Origin of the sequence: Nocardia farcinica (assembly GCF_001182745.1) — a bacterium.
Lineage (GTDB): Bacteria > Actinomycetota > Actinomycetes > Mycobacteriales > Mycobacteriaceae > Nocardia > Nocardia farcinica.
In genome coordinates this window covers 1348239-1362252 of sequence record NZ_LN868939.1, presented here as the reverse complement: position 1 = coordinate 1362252, position 14014 = coordinate 1348239, and the positions used below count along the sequence as shown (strand labels likewise).

Here is a 14014-nt window from a genome sequence, read left to right as displayed (position 1 = left end):
CGGGCCGGGCGGCGATCACCAGCGGTAGTGCGCGAAGGCCCGGTTGGATTCGGCCATCTTGTGGGTGTCCTCGCGCCGCTTCACCGAGGCGCCGAGGCCGTTGCTGGCGTCGAGCAGTTCGTTGGCGAGACGCTCGACCATGGTCTTCTCACGACGCGCACGGGCGAAGTTGACCAGCCAGCGCAGCGCGAGGGTGTTGGCACGGCCGGGACGCACCTCGACCGGCACCTGGTAGGTGGCGCCACCGACGCGGCGGGGCTTCACCTCGAGGGAGGGCTTGACGTTGTCGAGCGCGCGCTTGAGGGTGACGACCGGATCGGTGCCGGTCTTCTCGCGCGCCTGCTCCAGCGCACCGTAGACGATGCGCTCCGCGGTGGACTTCTTGCCGTCGAGCAGGATCTTGTTGACCAGCTGCGTGACCAGCGGCGACCCGTAGACCGGGTCGTTGATCAACGGACGCTTGGGAGCGGGGCCCTTGCGCGGCATATCAGCTCTTCTCCTTCTTGGCGCCGTAGCGGCTGCGGGCCTGCTTGCGGTTCTTCACACCCTGGGTGTCGAGGGAGCCGCGGATGATCTTGTAACGCACACCGGGGAGGTCCTTCACACGACCGCCACGGACGAGCACCATCGAGTGCTCCTGCAGGTTGTGGCCTTCGCCGGGGATGTACGCCGTGACCTCGACCTGGCTGGTCAGGCGAACACGCGCGACCTTGCGCAGCGCGGAGTTCGGCTTCTTCGGGGTCGTGGTGTACACGCGGGTGCACACGCCACGACGCTGCGGGCTCCCCTTGAGGGCCGCGGTCTTGGTCTTGGCGACCTTGTCACGGCGACCCTTGCGGACCAGCTGGTTGATGGTTGGCATAGACCGGCTTTCCTTGTTGATTAACGCGGTGTCGGGAACTTCATGGCTGGTTTTCGAGCTGTACTCGCACGTCCAACCACGTTTCTCGCGTCCCGAGGTCGGGCGTGTCGTGCGCGGGCTAGGACCCTTGATCCGGGCACGCCGGAGAGGTCAGCCGCTCTCGCTGGCCTACGTCTACGCACGAACTTGCCCGCATGCTTCCGGGCACAGCGATCCACGATACCCGCGGCCTGCGCAGATGGTCAAAGCGGGGGTCCGGCGGGCGGGGAATCACCTGGCCAGATTCAGCGTCAGCTCCAACAGCGTCTTGGCCGCGCCGCACGGGTCGGGGTGCGCGGACCCGGCGCGGTAGTTGATCCACCAGCCCACCACCCCGGTGTCGGCCGCCGAGGCGGTCACCCCGCAGGAGTCCGGATCCCCGGGTCGACGCACCTGCAGGCCCCGCCTGCCCTGCACGGTGATGGTCTCGGTGCTGTAGCCGAGCTTGTCGGCGGTGATCTTCTCGTTGTTGAGCGAGCCGATCTCGTACCAGTTCAGCGTGACCATCGCCAGCCCGCCCGGCGCGTCCTCCACATCCCACATGCAGACCGCGCCGTTGAACGAGCCGTTGACGTACCTGGCGTCGCCGACCGCTTCACCGATCTTCGCCGGCTCGACCACGTCGCATTCGCGGAGCAGCTTGTCGAAGTTGGTGTTGATCTCCTGACTGCCGCCGGCCGGAAAGGCCGCGCCCTCGACGGTGCGCCCGCACCCGGCCACCATCGCGACCAGCGCCAGCACGGCGCCGCTCAGCGCCGCCGCCCGGCGGCCGGGAACCCTGCGCATCAACGCCCCACCCCTCACTTCAACCGCGCCACGGTGAGTTCGGCCAACTTCCTGGTCTTGTCACACGGGTTGTCCAACGGCCCGAAGAACCCGTACGACATCGACCACTCGAAGAAGTCGTCGTCGAGCTGGACGGCGAGATCGCAGACCGTGCCGCTCGGGTCGAGCGCGGCGAAGCCCGGCCTACCGCCCACCTCGATCGCATCCGGCGCCCGCCCGACGTTGGACACCCACGCCTTCTCCCGCTCGATCGGGCTGCCCCGATAGGAGGCGAAGGTGACACTCGGCGAACCGATGCCCGCGGACTGGTAGTTGCACCCCACCGAGTTCTTGAACACCTGCGACAGCGTGCCCAGGCCCGCGATGTCGCGTACCTCGTCGTCGGTGACGTGCCCGCACTCGCCGACGAACGGCCCGAGCGAGGCCACCTTCGGCGGTGGGCGCAACGGGGTGTCGGAGCCGGAATCGCCCCCCGAACCGCACGCCGACAACGTCAGGACCAGGGTGAGACCTGTGATGAGCGCCGACGGGATCCGCATGCCAGGCACTCTACCGGGGTTCGCGCAGCACCTCCGGGGTCTCGCCGGCGCCGCGACGAGCGACGTTGCGGCGCTACAGGTTTCCCCGGGCCGCCTGTTCTCGCTCGATGGCCTCGAAGAGGGCTTTGAAGTTGCCCTTGCCGAAACCGAGGGAACCGTGGCGTTCGATGAGTTCGAAGAACACCGTGGGGCGGTCGCCGATCGGCTTGGTGAAGATCTGCAGCAGGTAACCGTCCTCGTCGCGGTCGACCAGGATGCCGCGGCGGCGCAGTTCCTCGACCGGGACACGGACCCGGCCGATGCGGGCGCGCAGGTCGGGGTCCTGGTAGTAGGCGTCGGGGGTGGCGAGGAACTCCACGCCCTCGGCGCGCATCGCGTCCACGGTGGCGAGGATGTCGCCGGTGGCCAGGGCGATGTGCTGGACACCGGGCCCGCGGTGGAATTCGAGGAACTCGTCGATCTGGGAGCGGCGCCGGCCCGGCGCGGGTTCGTTGAGCGGGAACTTCACCCGGTGGTTGCCGTTGGCGACGACCTTGCTCATCAGTGCCGAGTACTCGGTGGCGATGTCGTCGCCGACGAACTCGGCCATGTTCGTGAAGCCCATGACCCGGCGATAGAACTCCACCCAGTGGTCCATCATGCCCAGTTCGACATTGCCGACCACGTGGTCGATGGCCTGGAACAGCCGAGCCGGCCTGCCGGGGCGGGGCCGGAATCCCGAGCGCCGCGGCACGAAGCCGGGCCGGTAGGGGCCGTCGTAGCCGGAGCGGTCCACCAGGGTGTGCCTGGTCGCGCCGTAGGCGGCCAGGGTCGCGGTGCGGACGACACCGTACTCGTCGCGCTCGTCGTGCGGTTCGGCCAGCACGCGCGCGCCCTGCCCGTGCGCCCAGCGCACACAGCGGTCCACATCGGGCACCTCCAGCGCGATGTCGAGCACGCCGTCGCCGTGGCGGCGATGATGCTCGGCCAGGCGGCTGTCGGGGTCGACCGCACCCTGGACCACGAAACGCGCTGCGCCGCTGCGCAACACGAACGCCTTGTGATCCCGTACACCGGTCTCCGGCCCGGCGTAGGCCTCCAGCCGCATGCCGAGCGCCGATTCCAGGAAGTGGGCGGTCTGGGTCGCGTTGCCGACGACCCAGACCAGCGCGTCCCAGCCGATCACCGGGAACGGGTCGATGCTCACGTCGTGGTCGACCAGCCCGACGAGATCGCGCAACTCGCCGTCGGTCGGCAGATTCTCGAGGGTCATGGTCCAAGGAAATCCCGGCGGTGTGACCTGGGCAACAGCGCCGCCGCCGGGTGCGCAGTCTGGCGCAATCGGCCAGGAACAACCCCGATGAGCTGTGCAGATTGCCTAGCATGGGGACATCGACTCATCGCGCCCGAGGAGGCAGCCGTGTCCCGTACCCCGGCGAGACTGGACGAACTGGATCTGGCCATCCTCACCGCGATGCACGAGCACCAGAAGGCCGGGATCCTGGAACTGTCCCGGCGCACCAGGGTGGCCAGGGCGACGGTGCAGTCGCGGATCTCGCGAATGGAGGAGGCCGGGGTGATCGCCTCCTACGATCCCCAGATCGACGTCACCGCGGCCGGATTCGACGTGCAGGCCTTCGTCACGCTGGAGATCGCCCAGGGCGCGCTCGACACCCTCGCCGCCGAACTCGACGCGATCCCCGGCGTCCTGGAGGCCTACGCCACCACCGGCACCGGCGACGTGCTGTGCCGCATCGGCGCCGACTCGCACGCGGGACTCCAGGCGGTGTTGCTGAGCATCGACCGGACCAGTTCGGTCGTGCGCTCGCACAGCGTCATCGTGCTGTCCACGGTGGTCCCGCGCCGCACCCTGCCACTGCTGCGCACCCTGACCCCCACCACGACCAGCAAAGCGCCCGCCTATCGCGACCCGCACTGAGTTCCGGGACGGTCCGGATCAGGGCCGCACATCCGCGCCGACGTCGAGAATCTCCACGCTCGGCGTCAGCTCGGGCTCGAGAAAAGCCAGCAGCGCGGCCGCCTCGGCGGCCACCTGCTCGCGCTCGGCCGTCCTCCAGGCACGCGCAGGCACGATGCGCAGCCGCGCCCGCCCGGCCCGCGGGAAGACCTTGTACACCCCCGCCACGAAACCGTCGACCAGCACCGGCGACAGCATCGTGGCGTAGGAACGCAGAGCCGCGGCCGCGCCCTCCGGCACGATCCGCGCCCGGTCCTGGTGGCTGAGCAGGGCGTTGTCGTACCAGCCGAGCAGCCGGACCGGAGCCGGACGGTCCGGGTCGGCCAGTGGCGCGTCGGCGAGGTCGTAGAGGGTGCGACCGCGCTCGTCGGTGTAGGTGCGCAGACGGTCACCCAGCGCGGTCACCGCCGCGCGCCAACCCGGCAGCTTCGACCAGGTCTGCATGTCACCGGTGCTCGCCGGGCCGAACGCGCGCAGGTAGCGCACGGCCAGCTCGGTCAACGGGTAGCCCGGTTCCAGCGCCGCCCCCAGCCACGGCTGCACCCGCGACCACACCGGCCTGCTGTTGTCCTTCCAGCGCCCGCGCGGCGGGGTCTGCAGCACCGGCAGCTGATACAGCCAGGTCTGCACGACCGCGCCCGGATCGCGATCGGGATACCGCTGCGCGGCGCGTTCCCGCAGCACGGCGGCGGGCACCGGGTCGTCGCCGAGCACTCGCTCGCCGTCGGCGCGCACCCGCTCGGGATCGAGGCCGACCATCGCGCCGTAGTTGAAGCCCTTGCGGAACGGGATCTTCTCCAGTTCCGGCTGGATCATCGGCGCGATGCGCAGCGCGTCGGCCGCGGTCAGCAGATGGATGGTGCCGCGCATCGCCGTGATCCGCACCAGGGTGCGTTCGGTGAGCCCGACCGACACCGAAGCCGGATCGAAATCCGCTGTGCGACTCCACAATCCGACGAACGGCGGGGTGACGTCCTGCGCCTGCAGGCCGACCAGGTGCTCGCACATCCGCGGCACCGACAGCTCCGACCGCGCCAGCAGATGCTGGCGCTCGAGCAGGGTGCGGTTGAGCACCCTGGCCGACAGCGGCACGTCAGCGGACCGTCACGACCACCTTGCCGGTGGCGGTGCGATTGTCCAGCGAGGCGACCGCCTCGGCGGCCCGGTCCAGCGGGTACAGCACCGGCTGCGGCGGCGCGATCGCACCCGAGGCCAACAGCGGCTCCACCTCGGCCCACTGCTCGGCCAGGTAACCGGGGTGCGACATCACCCACTCGCCCCACGCCGCGCCGACCACCTCGACGTTCTTCAACAGCAGGCGGTTCACCTTCACCGTCGGGATCTCACCGGCGGTGAAGCCGACGACCAGCAGGCGGCCCGCCGAGGCCAGCGAGCGGATGCTGTCGGTGAACCGGTCCCCACCCACCGGGTCGAGCACGATGTCCACCCCGCGCCCGCCGGTCAGTTCCTTCACCGCCGCCAGCCAGCCCTCGGTGAGCACCACGTCGGTGGCGCCGTTGGCCTTGGCGACCTCGGCCTTCTCCGGCGTGCTCACCACCGCGACCACCCGGCTCGCCCCGAGCGCGGCGGCCATCCGCAGCGTCGAGGTGCCGATGCCGCCCGCGGCGCCGTGCACCAGCACCGTCTCCCCCGGCGCGAGCCTGCCGCGGTTGCGCAGGCAGAAGTGCACGGTCAGGTCGTTGAACAGAATGCCTGCGCCCGCTTCCATCGAGATGTTGTCCGGCAGCTTGAACACCATCTCCGCCGGGGTCACCGCGACCTCGGCGATGGCGTTGCCGAGCATGGTCAGCGCCAGCACCCGGTCGCCGGGGCGCACATGCGCGCCCTCGGGTGCCTCACGCACCACGCCCGCCACCTCGCCGCCCACCACGAACGGCAGCTCCGGCTTCATCTGGTAGAGCCCGCGGGTCATCAGCACGTCGGGGAACGCCACGCCGGCGGCATGCACATCGATGACCACACCGCCGGGGAAGGCGGCGGGTTCGGGGATGTCGACGATCTCGACCGCTTCCGGTCCTTCCAACCTGCTGACCTGAGCTGCGCGCATGGGCCGACCTCTCTGTCCGATTCGACGACATCGGTCGTCGTCGATGACACCGTGACCAACATAACGGGCAGGCTGTGGATACTGCTCGGCGCACAGTCCACAGGCGTCCCGACGGCCCCTGTCCTGGGCCCTGATTTTGTTATGCTTGCTCGGCTTTCAGGGACGGGGAGAAGGGGGATTTTCCATGACCGAAGGGGCGCAGAACACCGGGTTGCAGGTGAACCCGGCCGCGCTGCAGACGTTCGCGACCAACCTGGGTGCCGAGGCGGGGGAACTCACCGGCCTCGGCGCGGGCACCGCGTTCAGCACCGCGGTCGGCGCGCTGCCCGGCACCGACTTCGGCGCCGTCGCCCAGCAGTCCGCCGACGTGGTGAACCGCTGCCTGGCGCGGATGGGGGAACGGCTCACCACCGTCGCCGACAGCATGCGCACCGCCGCGGGCAGCTACGAGATGGCCGAGGCCGATTTCACCCGCGCGCTCACCACCATCGGGCTGCAGCTGCCATGACCCTCACCGTCGACGACGTCGCCGCCTGGCAGCCCGAGCAGCTCACCGCGGCAGCCGACCACGCCAAGGCCGCGTACGAGGGCATCGACCGCATCGTGGGCAAGGCCCTCACCGACACCCAAGCACTCACCGACACCAATGCCTGGTCCGGCGTCGCGGGCGCGGCCGCCCGCACCCGGATGGACACCGAGAAATCCCGCGCCTCCGCCGTGGGCGCCGCGCTGACCGCCCTGGAGACCGCCTATCGCACCCAGGTCGGCGCGCTGAGCGCCTGCAAGGACAAGGTCGTGCGACTGCGCACCACCTATCTCGACGAGCCGCCGGTGGGCTTCGAGGTCGCCGCCGACGGGCTGGTCACCGCCGCGGCCCGCATCCAGCGGCTGCGTGACAACGCCGGTGACACCGACGTCACGACCCTCGTTCTCGCCGAGGAGGCCGCCGCCGCCCAGCGCACCCTCGACCTGCGTCTGGCCCTCAAAGCGGCCGAGGACGCCGCCACGGCCGCCCGCACCGCGGTCGCCACCGCCAACACCGCCGTCGAACAGGCCTTCGCCGCCCTCGGCGACCCGAAACTCGGCGTCCCGGCCCAGGGCAGCGACACCTCGACCACCCCGGCCGCCGCCCCCGTCGCGGGCACACCCCCCGCCCAGGAGCGGCCGAGCTACGCCATGTCGGGCAGTGGTGGGGGGTCGGGGAGTTCGGGGTACTCGGGCGGGTCCGGATATTCGGGAACGTCGGGTTCTCTTGGCGGGCAGAGCTCCAGTGCCCCCACGGGTCCGTTGCCCACGGGCGACGTGGCGAAGTGGATCGAGGACGCGAAGAAGATCCTCATCGAGATGGGATACAAGCCCGAGGAGATCGACGAACGCGCCATCGCGATGATCATCCAGCACGAATCCGGCGGCAACCCGTATGCCGAGAACCGCTGGGACAGCAATTGGCTGGCCGGCCACCCTTCCAAGGGAATCATGCAGACGATCGACAGCACCTTCAACGCATACAAAGCGCCGGGTCACGACGATATCTGGAATCCTGTGGACAACATCGTCGCCGCTGTTCGGTACTCGATCGACCGGTACGGCTCGCTGTCGAACGTGCCCGGCGTGGCGGCGGTGAATCAGGGCGGTGCCTATCAGGGCTACTGACGCACTCGGCGCTCGGACGCCGGGTGTTCCCGGGGAAACCGCCGTCCTCACCCGCCGCGGCTGGCTCCGGCCCGATCAGCTGCGGCTCGGCGACGAGACACTGGGTTTCGATCCCACTACGCGCACTACGGGCTGGCCATACCCGCGACGGCTTCACCCGCATCACCCAGGTCGATGGCGAGCTGCAGAATGCGATCCAGCTCGCGGTCTTCCTCGCCGGGCACCGTCCGACCTATTCCCGCCTGCGCGGCGCTGAGCGCGGTTTCCGTCCCTCCGGGAACATCGGTATCGCGCGGGCGCACTCAGCGCCCTCGATGTTCCATGACAGGCGGGCGTGCCGGCGGGAGCCGGTCTGGTGGGTGGCGACCGAACGGGGATCGTGGACGGTCCGGCAGGGACGCATCATCACGTTGGCCGGCGCCGGGAACGCACCGAGGGTCCTGGGACCACCTCGGGTGACCGCGCGGTTGCCGGCCGGAGCGAAGGGCGCGGGTGCTGCCCGAGCTGCGGGTACACCTGAGTACAGTCGGCTCGACGCGAGGGTGTGACGTACGCCCCGTAAAGTCGTCTCTCAACAGCACCGCAAGAAGACCGCGGCACAACGTGCAGCGCGAGGAGCACCAGTGTCACTCGATCAGCCACTCGCCCCGCTTCCCGAGGAGGGCATGGGCTTTGTTTCGGCGTGGCCCGTCCGGGCTGGCGATGTGGATCCGTACAACCGGCTGCGTTTCGACGCGGTCGCGAGGTACCTGCAGGATATCGCCTGGGAAGAGTTACATCAGACCTTCCTGCATCGCTCGGATCCGAACTGGATCGTGCGGCGCACGGTGGTCGACGTCATCCGGCCGGTGCTGTGGCCGGACGACGTGCGGTTGCTGCGCTGGTGCTCGAGCATGTCCACCCGGTGGACGAACATGCGGGTGCGGATCACCAGCGGCAACGGCGGCCTGATCGAGACCGAGGGTTTCTGGATCAACATCAGCGAATCGACCGGCATGCCGGCCAGGATCAGCGACGAGGGCCTGTCCTACCTGGCCAAGACCACCGACGAGCACCGGCTGCGCTGGCGGCCGTACCTGACCGACGCGACCCCGCCGGAATCGGACACCGACCTGCCGTTCCCGGTCCGCGCCACCGACATCGACCAGTACAACCACGTGAACAACGCCTGTTACTGGCAGGCGGTCGAGCAGTTCCTCGTCGAGTACCCCAAGCTGGTCGCCGGGCCGCATCGGGCCGTGATCGAGTACGTCGCCCCCGTGCTGGCCAGGCAGCACATCAGTGTGCGCAGCCGGTACGAACCCGGCGACCGGACCGGCAGGCCGCAGCTGCGGCTGTGGTTCGTGGTCGGCGGCACGACGACGACCGTCGTGCGCATCATGCCGCTACCCGGCTGACCGGCCGGCACCCGCACGAGCGGCGGACGCCCTCGTGGCCGCCCGCCGCCCGTCGATCCGCTCAGCCGCGCGCGGCCTTCAGCAGGTCCTCGCGCGTGGTGAACTTGACCCGCGGCCGTCCCGCGGACTTGCCCGCGGTCTTCTCCGCCTCATCGATGCTCTTCCAGCCCTGCCGGTCGACCAGGTCGGCCTGCCGTTCGGCGACCAGCGTCTGCAGTGCCGCGCGGTCGGCGCCGGGTGCGGCGAGTTTGCCCGCCATGAAGTCGGCGATGAGCTGTTCGACGGTCTCCTGCGAGTCGGTGCGGTTGGAGCCGATGACACCGCGCGGACCGCGCTTGATCCAGCCGCTGACATACACGCCGGTCAACGGTTCGCCGTCGGCGCCGAGCACGCGGCCCGCCGCGTTGGGCACCACGCCGCGCTGCTCGTCGAAGGGCAGTTCGCCCACCGGCTCGCCCTTGTAGCCGATCGAGCGCAGCACCAGCGACGCGTCGAGCCGGTCGGTCTCGCCGGTGGCCCGGGCGACCAGCTGTCCGCCCTCCTCGACCAGCTCGTTGCGCACGAATTCGATGCCCTCGACCCGGTCGCTGCCGGTGAGCGCGGTCGGCGAGGCCAGGTAGCGGAAGACGATGCGCTTGTTGGCCGGGTCGGGAGTGGTGGCGGCGTACTCCTGGGCGAGGGTGTACTTCAGCCGCAGCGACGGCTCGGCGTCGGGGTCGTCGAGCAGCGCCTGGCTGACCGGGTCGAGCACCAGCTCGGCGTCCTCGACGACCACGTCGACGCCCTTCAGGTGCGCGAGCGCCATGAACTCCGGCGTGGTGTAGGCGGCCTGCAGCGGTCCGCGGCGGCCGAGCACGACGACCTCGCGGATGTTGCTCGCCCGCAACGCCGCCAGCGCGTGGTCGGCGATGTCGGTCTTGGCGAGCTCGTCGGGGTCGACGGTGAGCACGCGGGCCACGTCGAGGGCGACGTTGCCGTTGCCGACGATCACGGCGCGCTCGCCCGACAGATCGAAGGTGCGGTCGGCGAAATCGGGATGGCCGTTGTACCAGGCCACGAACTCGGTCGCGGAGTGGCTGCCGGGCAGGTCCTCGCCGGGGATGTTCATCCGGCGGTCCGAGGCGGCGCCGACGGCGTAGATCACCGCGTGGTGGTGGGCGAGCAGTTCCTCGTGCGAGATGTGCGTGCCCACCTCGACGTTGAGGTAGTACTGCAGGGTGTCGCGGCGGAAGGCCGACTCGAACATGCGCGAGACGGTCTTGGTGCCGGGGTGGTCAGGGGCGACGCCCGCGCGCACCAGGCCCCACGGGGTGGGCAGCCGGTCGAACATCTCGACCTCGACATCGCAGCGGCGCAGCAGTTCCTCGGCGGCGTAGCAGGCGGCCGGCCCGGCGCCGACGATCGCGACCCGCAGCGTGCCGAGTTCCTTGGGCGGGCGCACCGGCGCCACGATCGGATCGAAGTTCGGTTCGAGCGGATGACGCTGGAAGTAGGCGGCGTTGACGTCGCGGAACCGCGCGAGCGAGGCCGTCAGGTCGTCCTCGGAGAAGATGGCCTCCACCGGGCACGCGTCCACGCAGGCACCGCAGTCGATGCAGGTGTCCGGGTCGATGTAGAGCATTTCGGTCGTCGCGAACTCCGGCTGGTCCGGGGTGGGGCGAATGCAGTCGACCGGGCACTCGGAGACGCAGCTCGCGTCGTTGCAACAACGCTGCGTGATTACGTAGGCCATAGTGTGCAGATCCTCGAAACGTACGTGGGCTGGCGCCACCCGCGGGTCGGTGGACAGGCATCACAGTGGGCGGATAGCGATATGTGACGCCGCTTTCAGTGTGCCTCGAGAGTGGCGTGTGCCTCTCGCCGGAACGCCTACCTGACTACCACACGCCGTGTGTCGCGGTGAATTCGACCACAGCGTGTGCGGCGTGCCGGGGACGGAATACCGTGTCGGCATGGCGCGGACCCTGATCCTCATGCGGCACGGCAAATCCGGCTATCCCGCGGGCGTCGACGATCACGACCGCCCGCTGGCCCCGCGCGGGCAGCGCGAGGCGGGCCTGGCCGGTGAATGGCTGCGCGCGACCCAGCCCCCGATCGACGCGGTGCGCTGCTCGACCGCCACGCGGACCAGGCAGACGCTGACGGCCACCGGGGTCGGCGCACCCGTGGTCTATGAACGCGGCATCTACGAGGCCTCGCCGCGCACGCTCATCGAGCTGATCCAGCTCTCCGACGACGACGTGCGGACCCTGCTGCTGATCGGTCACGCTCCGGGCATGCCGTGGACGGCCTGGGAGTTGGCGGGCAACCGGGACTCGGCCGCCGCGGTGGAGCTGAGCCGCAAATTCCCCACCTCGGCCCTGGCGGTGCTCACCTTCGACCGGCCGTGGTCGCAGGTCGACGAGGGCGCGGGCGAACTGGTGACCTTCCACATTCCGCGCTGACACGCACGGACCCACTGATACTTGAAAGGCATCGAATGTGTCAGTGGTCACTGCCATGCTCGGATGATGGATTGGAAAATCGAGCTGGTAGCCATCCCGGTCACCGATGTGGACCGGGCCAAGGAGTTCTACACCCGGATCGGCTTCCACGCCGATCACGACCAGTCGCCCACCCCGGACATCCGTTTCGTGCAGCTCACCCCGCCGGGTTCGGCGTGCTCGATCTGCATCGGCCGCGGCATCACCGAGGCGACGCCGGGCAGCGTCGAGGGCGTGCAGATGGTGGTCGACAGCGCCGAGGAGGCGTACCGCCGGTTGCGCGCGGCGGGCGTCGACGCCACGCCCGTCGAGGACATGGGCTGGGGCCTGTTCACGTTCTTCAGCGATCCGGACGGCAACAAGTGGGCGGTCCAGCAGTTGCCGAAGTACGACTGATCCGCTCGGCGCGGTCGGCCGAGCGGGCGCCCGTCTAGCATCGGGGCATGACGCCGGACGCGACGCCCGACCGTGTGTGGGTGGACAGGCAGACTCCCGCCGTGTACCGAGCCCAGACGGCCGTGGCCGCGCAGGTGCGCATCGCGGCCGGAGCCGCCGGGCTGGACCGCAGGCTGGTCGAGCTGGTGAACCTGCGGGTCTCCCAGATCAACGGCTGCACGCACTGCTTGGACACCCACTATCGCGCGGCCGTGCGGGCCGGGGCCACCGAGCAGGAGCTCGCGGTGCTGGCCGCGTGGCGCCGCGGCGGGCCGTTCTCCGCGTTCGACCGCGCGGCGCTCGGGCTGGCGGAGGTCACGGCGACGCTGCCGGAGGAATCGCTGCTCGAGCGTGAGTACGCTCGAGCACGTCAGCACTTGTCCGACGACCAGATCTCGGTGATCGTCTGGATCGCCACCACGATCGGCGCGTTCAACCGCGTGTCGATCCTGAGCAAGCACCCGGTGCGGGCGCGTAAGGAGAACGCCGACATGACCGATACCGCGGAAACCACGGTCACCCGCAATGCGGACAAGAGCCGCTACGACATCTTCTACGGGGGCGAGCTCGCCGGTTTCGCCGAGTACGTCGAGCGCGGCGAGGACACCGATTTCGTGCACACCGAGATCGACAAGGCCTTCGGTGGCAAGGGCCTGGGCACCATCCTGGCCGAGCGGGCGCTCGACGACACGGTCGCGCGTGGGCGCACCATCATCGCGCACTGCCCGTTCATCAAGGCGTTCATCGACAAGCACCCGAAGTACGACCCGCACGTGGTGGGCAAGGGCATCAAGCGGTGAGCGATCTGGATCCGCATCCGGACGAGGCGGTGTGCGCCCCGGCGCCCGGTCCCGGCCCGGTGGCCGAGCTGTATCCGGCGCGTGAGGTGCCGCTGGGCGGGGTGCGCGGCGTGTACGTGGAACGCGTACTGCCACAACGGGATCTGCCGACCGTGGGCGCCTGGTGTTTCCTCGATCATTTCGGCGCACCGACCGTCACCAAGACCGACGCCCCGCCGGACATCGATCCGCACCCGCACATCGGGCTGCAGACGGTCACCTGGCCGTTCCAGGGCCGGATCCGGCACCGTGATTCGGTGGGCTCGGACGTGGTGATCAATCCGGGCCAGCTCAATCTGATGACCTCGGGTGTCGGCATCGCGCATTCGGAGTACTACGACACCGAGGCCCCCGCCAGTCACGGCCTGCAGCTGTGGATCGCGCTGCCGCGCGAGAGCACCGGGGTGGCACCGCATTTCGAGCAGCACCGCGACCTGCCGGTGTACGAGGCCGCCGGCGTGCGCGCCGTCGTGTTGATCGGCACGCTGGCCGGGCTCACCTCCCCGGCCCGGGCCTACACGCCGATCGTGGGCGCGGACATGCGGCTCGCGGCGGGCGCCGAGGTGAGCATCCCGGTCGACCCGTCCTTCGAGCACGCGCTGCTGGTGATCGAAGGCGAGGTGACGGTCGCGGACACCTCGCTGAAACCCGGCCCGCTGCTGTATCTGGGCACCGATCGCCGCGAGCTGCGGTTGAGCAGCGGCCCCGGCGCGCATGTGGCGCTGATCGGCGGCGAGCCGTTCGGCGAGGAACTGGTGATGTGGTGGAACTTCGTGGGCCGCACCCACGAGGAGATCGTGGCGGCCCGCACCCAGTGGGAGCGCCACGACGTCGGCCGGTTCCCCGACATCGCCGGTCACCGGCCCGAGCAGCGCATTCCGGCGCCGCCGCTGCCCCCGCTGCATCTGAAACCGCGCAAGCGCAGGCTGGGCGCGGCCCGCGAGTGACCGCGACGG

The 14014-nt window shown here is 69.9% G+C and carries 16 protein-coding genes; 8 read left to right on the top strand and 8 right to left on the bottom strand.

Annotated elements, in window-relative coordinates; all coding sequences use genetic code 11:
• Positions 1–15: 15 nt before the first annotated feature.
• From rpsG to hppD, 5 genes are all read right to left on the bottom strand, one after another.
• Positions 16–486, bottom strand: a complete 471-nt coding sequence (gene rpsG / locus AMO33_RS23390) for a 30S ribosomal protein S7 (RefSeq protein ID WP_011211611.1) — start codon at positions 484–486, stop codon at positions 16–18.
• 1 nt (position 487) lies between these two features.
• Positions 488–862: a 30S ribosomal protein S12 gene (gene rpsL, locus AMO33_RS23385; RefSeq protein WP_011211612.1), complete on the bottom strand. Its 375-nt coding sequence runs from the start codon at positions 860–862 to the stop codon at positions 488–490.
• A gap of 270 nt (positions 863–1132) precedes the next feature.
• The gene (locus AMO33_RS23380) at positions 1133–1687 is read right to left on the bottom strand and encodes a DUF3558 domain-containing protein (protein ID WP_060594295.1); all 555 of its coding nucleotides are present in this window, start codon (positions 1685–1687) and stop codon (positions 1133–1135) included.
• A gap of 14 nt (positions 1688–1701) precedes the next feature.
• Positions 1702–2226, bottom strand: a complete 525-nt coding sequence (locus AMO33_RS23375; protein ID WP_060594293.1) for a DUF3558 domain-containing protein — start codon at positions 2224–2226, stop codon at positions 1702–1704.
• Positions 2227–2299: 73 nt separating this feature from the next.
• On the bottom strand, positions 2300–3478 hold the full coding sequence (gene hppD / locus AMO33_RS23370) for a 4-hydroxyphenylpyruvate dioxygenase (RefSeq protein WP_060594291.1): 1179 nt from the start codon (positions 3476–3478) through the stop codon (positions 2300–2302).
• A 147-nt stretch (positions 3479–3625) separates the two neighbouring features.
• Here hppD and AMO33_RS23365 point away from each other — a divergent pair, with 147 nt between their 5' ends.
• Positions 3626–4144: an Lrp/AsnC family transcriptional regulator gene (locus AMO33_RS23365; protein WP_011211616.1), complete on the top strand. Its 519-nt coding sequence runs from the start codon at positions 3626–3628 to the stop codon at positions 4142–4144.
• An 18-nt stretch (positions 4145–4162) separates the two neighbouring features.
• On the opposite strand, the gene AMO33_RS23360 is transcribed toward AMO33_RS23365, so the two are convergent.
• Together AMO33_RS23360 and AMO33_RS23355 are read right to left on the bottom strand one after the other, a co-directional pair.
• Positions 4163–5275 carry a winged helix DNA-binding domain-containing protein gene (locus AMO33_RS23360; RefSeq protein WP_060594290.1) on the bottom strand — a complete coding sequence of 371 codons (1113 nt, stop codon included), beginning with the start codon at positions 5273–5275 and terminating at the stop codon, positions 4163–4165.
• 1 nt (position 5276) lies between these two features.
• Positions 5277–6251 (bottom strand): NADPH:quinone oxidoreductase family protein, encoded by a 975-nt coding sequence (locus tag AMO33_RS23355; protein WP_060594288.1) that lies wholly within the window; start codon positions 6249–6251, stop codon positions 5277–5279.
• Between the two features lie 184 nt (positions 6252–6435).
• Here AMO33_RS23355 and AMO33_RS23350 point away from each other — a divergent pair, with 184 nt between their 5' ends.
• The 3 genes from AMO33_RS23350 to AMO33_RS23340 all read left to right on the top strand — a co-directional run bounded on the left by AMO33_RS23350 (position 6436) and on the right by AMO33_RS23340 (position 9301).
• Entirely contained in the window at positions 6436–6759 is a 324-nt protein-coding gene (locus AMO33_RS23350) for a type VII secretion target (RefSeq protein WP_060594286.1), read from the top strand.
• On the top strand, positions 6756–7904 hold the full coding sequence (locus AMO33_RS23345; protein WP_060594285.1) for a transglycosylase SLT domain-containing protein: 1149 nt from the start codon (positions 6756–6758) through the stop codon (positions 7902–7904). Before AMO33_RS23350 ends, AMO33_RS23345 begins: the two co-directional genes overlap by 4 nt.
• Positions 7905–8527: 623 nt before the next feature.
• On the top strand, positions 8528–9301 hold the full coding sequence (locus tag AMO33_RS23340; RefSeq protein WP_041560441.1) for an acyl-[acyl-carrier-protein] thioesterase: 774 nt from the start codon (positions 8528–8530) through the stop codon (positions 9299–9301).
• Between the two features lie 61 nt (positions 9302–9362).
• Here AMO33_RS23340 and AMO33_RS23335 read toward each other — a convergent pair whose 3' ends face one another.
• Positions 9363–11033 (bottom strand): FAD-dependent oxidoreductase, encoded by a 1671-nt coding sequence (locus AMO33_RS23335; RefSeq protein ID WP_011211623.1) that lies wholly within the window; start codon positions 11031–11033, stop codon positions 9363–9365.
• Positions 11034–11253: 220 nt separating this feature from the next.
• Here AMO33_RS23335 and AMO33_RS23330 point away from each other — a divergent pair, with 220 nt between their 5' ends.
• The 4 genes from AMO33_RS23330 (at position 11254) to AMO33_RS23315 (ending at position 14005) form a co-directional block, all read left to right on the top strand.
• Positions 11254–11745, top strand: a complete 492-nt coding sequence (locus AMO33_RS23330; protein WP_011211624.1) for a SixA phosphatase family protein — start codon at positions 11254–11256, stop codon at positions 11743–11745.
• A 66-nt stretch (positions 11746–11811) separates the two neighbouring features.
• The gene (locus tag AMO33_RS23325; protein WP_011211625.1) at positions 11812–12180 is read left to right on the top strand and encodes a VOC family protein; all 369 of its coding nucleotides are present in this window, start codon (positions 11812–11814) and stop codon (positions 12178–12180) included.
• 47 nt (positions 12181–12227) lie between these two features.
• On the top strand, positions 12228–13019 hold the full coding sequence (locus AMO33_RS23320) for a GNAT family N-acetyltransferase (protein ID WP_060594283.1): 792 nt from the start codon (positions 12228–12230) through the stop codon (positions 13017–13019).
• A complete protein-coding gene (locus AMO33_RS23315; RefSeq protein WP_060594281.1) occupies positions 13016–14005 on the top strand; it encodes a pirin family protein in 990 nt (329 codons plus the stop codon). The genes AMO33_RS23320 and AMO33_RS23315 overlap by 4 nt, the downstream gene beginning before the upstream one ends.
• The last annotated feature ends 9 nt before the right edge of the window (positions 14006–14014 follow it).

Bases quoted from the DNA above. Each gene is read 5' to 3' on its own strand.
- rpsG (WP_011211611.1), bottom strand. From the start codon at position 486: ATGCCGCGCAAGGGCCCCGCTCCCAAGCGTCCGTTGATCAACGACCCG.
- rpsL (WP_011211612.1), bottom strand. From the start codon at position 862: ATGCCAACCATCAACCAGCTGGTCCGCAAGGGTCGCCGTGACAAGGTC.
- AMO33_RS23380 (WP_060594295.1), bottom strand. From the start codon at position 1,687: ATGCGCAGGGTTCCCGGCCGCCGGGCGGCGGCGCTGAGCGGCGCCGTG.
- AMO33_RS23375 (WP_060594293.1), bottom strand. From the start codon at position 2,226: ATGCGGATCCCGTCGGCGCTCATCACAGGTCTCACCCTGGTCCTGACG.
- hppD (WP_060594291.1), bottom strand. From the start codon at position 3,478: ATGACCCTCGAGAATCTGCCGACCGACGGCGAGTTGCGCGATCTCGTC.
- AMO33_RS23355 (WP_060594288.1), bottom strand. From the start codon at position 6,251: ATGCGCGCAGCTCAGGTCAGCAGGTTGGAAGGACCGGAAGCGGTCGAG.
- AMO33_RS23350 (WP_060594286.1), top strand. From the start codon at position 6,436: ATGACCGAAGGGGCGCAGAACACCGGGTTGCAGGTGAACCCGGCCGCG.
- AMO33_RS23345 (WP_060594285.1), top strand. From the start codon at position 6,756: ATGACCCTCACCGTCGACGACGTCGCCGCCTGGCAGCCCGAGCAGCTC.
- AMO33_RS23335 (WP_011211623.1), bottom strand. From the start codon at position 11,033: ATGGCCTACGTAATCACGCAGCGTTGTTGCAACGACGCGAGCTGCGTC.
- AMO33_RS23330 (WP_011211624.1), top strand. From the start codon at position 11,254: ATGGCGCGGACCCTGATCCTCATGCGGCACGGCAAATCCGGCTATCCC.
- AMO33_RS23325 (WP_011211625.1), top strand. From the start codon at position 11,812: ATGGATTGGAAAATCGAGCTGGTAGCCATCCCGGTCACCGATGTGGAC.
- AMO33_RS23320 (WP_060594283.1), top strand. From the start codon at position 12,228: ATGACGCCGGACGCGACGCCCGACCGTGTGTGGGTGGACAGGCAGACT.